The sequence below is a fragment of the Bartonella sp. AP9QHHD genome (assembly GCF_042195625.1).
Classification (GTDB): Bacteria; Pseudomonadota; Alphaproteobacteria; order Rhizobiales; family Rhizobiaceae; genus Bartonella.
Genome location: NZ_JBHIOP010000084.1, coordinates 1 through 3,490, shown reverse-complemented (window position 1 = coordinate 3,490; position 3,490 = coordinate 1). Strand labels below are relative to the sequence as shown.

Annotated in this window: 1 protein-coding gene and 1 pseudogene; both read right to left on the bottom strand. The window is 43.3% G+C overall.

Features of this window, described 5'->3' with window-relative positions; translation table 11 throughout:
• Positions 1–260: 260 nt before the first annotated feature.
• Positions 261–668, bottom strand: coding sequence for a hypothetical protein (locus ACFIK4_RS06695; protein ID WP_375634020.1), 408 nt, complete (start codon positions 666–668; stop codon positions 261–263).
• Positions 665–3,490 (bottom strand): annotated as a pseudogene (locus tag ACFIK4_RS06690) (hemagglutinin repeat-containing protein); the annotation flags it as partial. The pseudogene ACFIK4_RS06690 and the gene ACFIK4_RS06695, both read right to left, overlap by 4 nt.

The window sequence follows — 3,490 nt, the reverse complement described above, 5'->3', positions numbered from 1 at the left end:
GAAAGTGAGGGAATTGAGTTAACACATCCAGTGATACTTAACAGAGCTATACAACTCAACAGTTTTAAGATTTTCTTCATTCTTCCCCTCTTTCAATGGATTTATTTACAATAAAAAAGCTCGGAAGCTTGTTGATATTTTCTGTCATCGCTGCTTAAAACAACGGTGACCAATATTGAGATGATTGGTTGAGAAAACAATCCCGTCATTTCAAGCGAAGGCAAGGATGAGGGATTGTTGACCATCACAAACAGCAAAACTTAAGGTTGGCATTCATCCGCATTTTTATACCTTTTACAAAATGGGCTATTTAAGCGCTTCTCAACACTTCTCTGTGGGATGACAGCACCAAGCTGACAAATGGGAAGGTTTTCTTCTCTAAATGTATAACACCAGTTTCCTCTCCCTTTATAATGGAATCCTGATTGAACCATGCAAGCATAAATTGTTGCATCCTCATTAACACTAAGCTTTCTATTTTCTGAATCAGCATCAATAAGGCTCGGTATTCCACATTCTAAGAGGGCTTTTCCTACCTCAGTAGAATCTGCACCTGCCTTCTCCCACATACTCACGTACTCTGGAGGACTGCTGTCAATTTTTGATATGTCACATCCAGTCACACTTAATAGGACTATACCACTCAATAATTTTAAAATTTGTCTCATTTTTTCTTCCATAAATGATCTAAAGTCGAATAAATTGAATGAATTTGTTTAGTAGGAGATGTTCCATAATTAGTTATACACGCTTTACTTGCATCACCATAACAATTATGGGGACTAGGATCATAACCGCCTAACGCCCTCCCTCCCTCTATCAATGGAGAGGTTGCTGTAGTCAATAAACTTTTTCCTACAAACAGCGTCATATATAAAGGATTTTTTATACCTTTCTCCAAAAGTGAAACATCTAGATTTAAAGGTACTTTATAAAAAGTAGGTGCATTGTAACCAAACAACGTACTAATGGGGTCAGATGCATGGCTTTGTAAGTAAACATGATCATTTTTGCCATCGCTTACGACATATAATGCATTCGCTATCGATTGAGCATGATCCGCTGGTCCATAAAGATAAATATCTGTTTTTTCTGCTATACCGTGGATGCCGCGCTTTTCAAAGTCACGTAGTCCATTGCCTACTGTTAAGCTACCACGACTATGCGCACTAACAATCGCCCCATCATTACCATAACGAGAGGCAAAATCTTGGAATTTCTTGGTCGAATTACTCCATCCCCCAAAATACTCATAAATTGCTACCCCGAACTCTACTAGCTTATCTTTAGCTTGGGGGTGGTAGGTAAAATAAAGGGGTTCATGCGCATTATCAGCCATTTTGACGGCATTACGGGCTGCTTCATCAGATGAATTAGAAATACCATTATAGAACATACGCCTGTTGCCATCAGAGCCTTTTTGTAAATGATTTTCTTCTCCTGGTTTTAAATAGCGATACAGAGTAATATTTTTTCCATCATTGCCTTTTATAGGTTTTCCATTTTCATCGGTTAAATAGAGGACATTGCCATTTTCATCATGCAAAATCTCACCTACTGGATGCTCTTTGACATTTGCGACTTCGCGCACTTTGTCCCAGTATCCCAATCCTTCATCCGATAAATCATTGATCATATCTAGGCGATTATGCACTGCTCCCTCAAGCGGTGCGACATCTAGCTGTCCTACAGCTTGGTGGGCTGCTGCGGTGTTGCGGTTGAGAGAGCCAATGATTTGTCCAGCATCTTGCCCCATCGCCCTCTGTCCAGTTGTATCAGTAAGAATGATAGTCCCATCGCTGATAGCAGATTTGGTTTCCCCTTCTGCTCCATCCTTGGCTTTGCCGTGATTTAAAACATTCTTGGCAATGTTTTTTATCGTGTCATTCCCAGAAAGGCTAAACCCATGGCTGCTGGCTTTAGCATGGGCACTGTTGCTGATATCACTGGTGCTAATGCTTCCTGTGGTCAGGCTGTTTTTTTCTGCCGGCGCGGTGCTTTCAATAATACCTCCGGTCAGCGTTGTTTTATCTTTAACTATGATATTAAAGCCGCCATCACCCGCTTTGATGCCTGATTGCTCCACAACACTATGATAATCGCTGGAGGATTTATCCTTTTGGAAAGAGGCGCTCATGGAGCCCCCACCACCCGTTTGTCCAGCACCAAACCCAACAGAAACAGAGTTTTGCTTGCTGGAAGTTTGTCCCGTATCACTGCGGCTGGTAATGGCAAAATCACCCCCTACTTCCATTTCTACACGCTCTCCAGAAACCACGGCGCCTGCCAATGTGGTGTTTGCCCCACTCGTGGTATGAACAGTGCCGCTACCTATAATATGGCTGTTTTTGTGTTGAACTTCCTCACTGGAACCTTCCCCTTGACTAAAAGCAGCACTACCCGTTGCCCCTGCGCCACCCGTGCCATAACCGGTGCCAACACTCATTGAAGCACTTTCACTGCTGTTGTGTGTGCTTTGCGTGTTTTGTGCACTTTCAAAGGTGATATCTTCACCTGCTTCCATAGTGATATTTCCGCTCTGTGCATCATTTTCCAGCACATAGATTGGATTGGTACCAGCAATAATATCAGCGCCAACACCATGAATGCTGCCTTTGTGGGCTTGCATGTTAACAGCGCGTCCGCCTTCTATGCTATCTGTCACCGCTGTGGAAACTTGAGAAGAAGCTTCTGTTTTCTCAGTTTTAAAGCCCACGGTTACACTGCCAGATGCGCCAGCCATATTGGCAAGAGCATCCTTGGTGGAGCCCCCCACCCCTCCTAATGAGCTACTCAGTCCTTTGGTTGTGTTCCCCTTTTCCCCCGTATTGCCAGTCAGCCAATCAACAAAATTCTTGCCTTTGTTAAAGAGGTGATTGATTTTCATGCCGGTCAGTATGCCATTAATAACGGTGTTATTGCCATCCTTATTGTTCATACGGTCCGCTGAATCTTTTAGTCCTTGTACCGTGCCAAGGACACCGATATCAACGGAAGTTGTCACACCAGCNCGTTAGAGGTATCATAGCTTTCTGATAGGGTGATATTATTGCCGGCATCAATGTTGACATCACGATCCGCCGAAACAATGGCTGCTTGTAAATTCACATCATTGTCAGCAGTAATCTGCACATCTTGGCGTGCCGTGATGTGTGATTGTGTGGAAGTGGTTTCCCATTGATCGCCCGTATCTTTGGCGCTTGCAATTCCAACACCTACAGAAGCACCGCTGTTGCTCTTTTCAAACTGAAAGCCAAAGCCTTCCCGTTCTTCTACAGAGTTTGACTTATGGCTATTATGACCAACAAGCACATTGACATCACGAGCTGCGGTAAGATTAACATTTTCCCCTGCAAGATCAGAGCCAACAATTGTCACATCTTTTTTCTTGGCAGTGATGGTGATCGTACCATCCGCATTGAGAGAAGAACCTTGATGCTCAAAACTCTCTTCATTTTCTGTCTTTCCCTCACTCCCGTATATCGACACA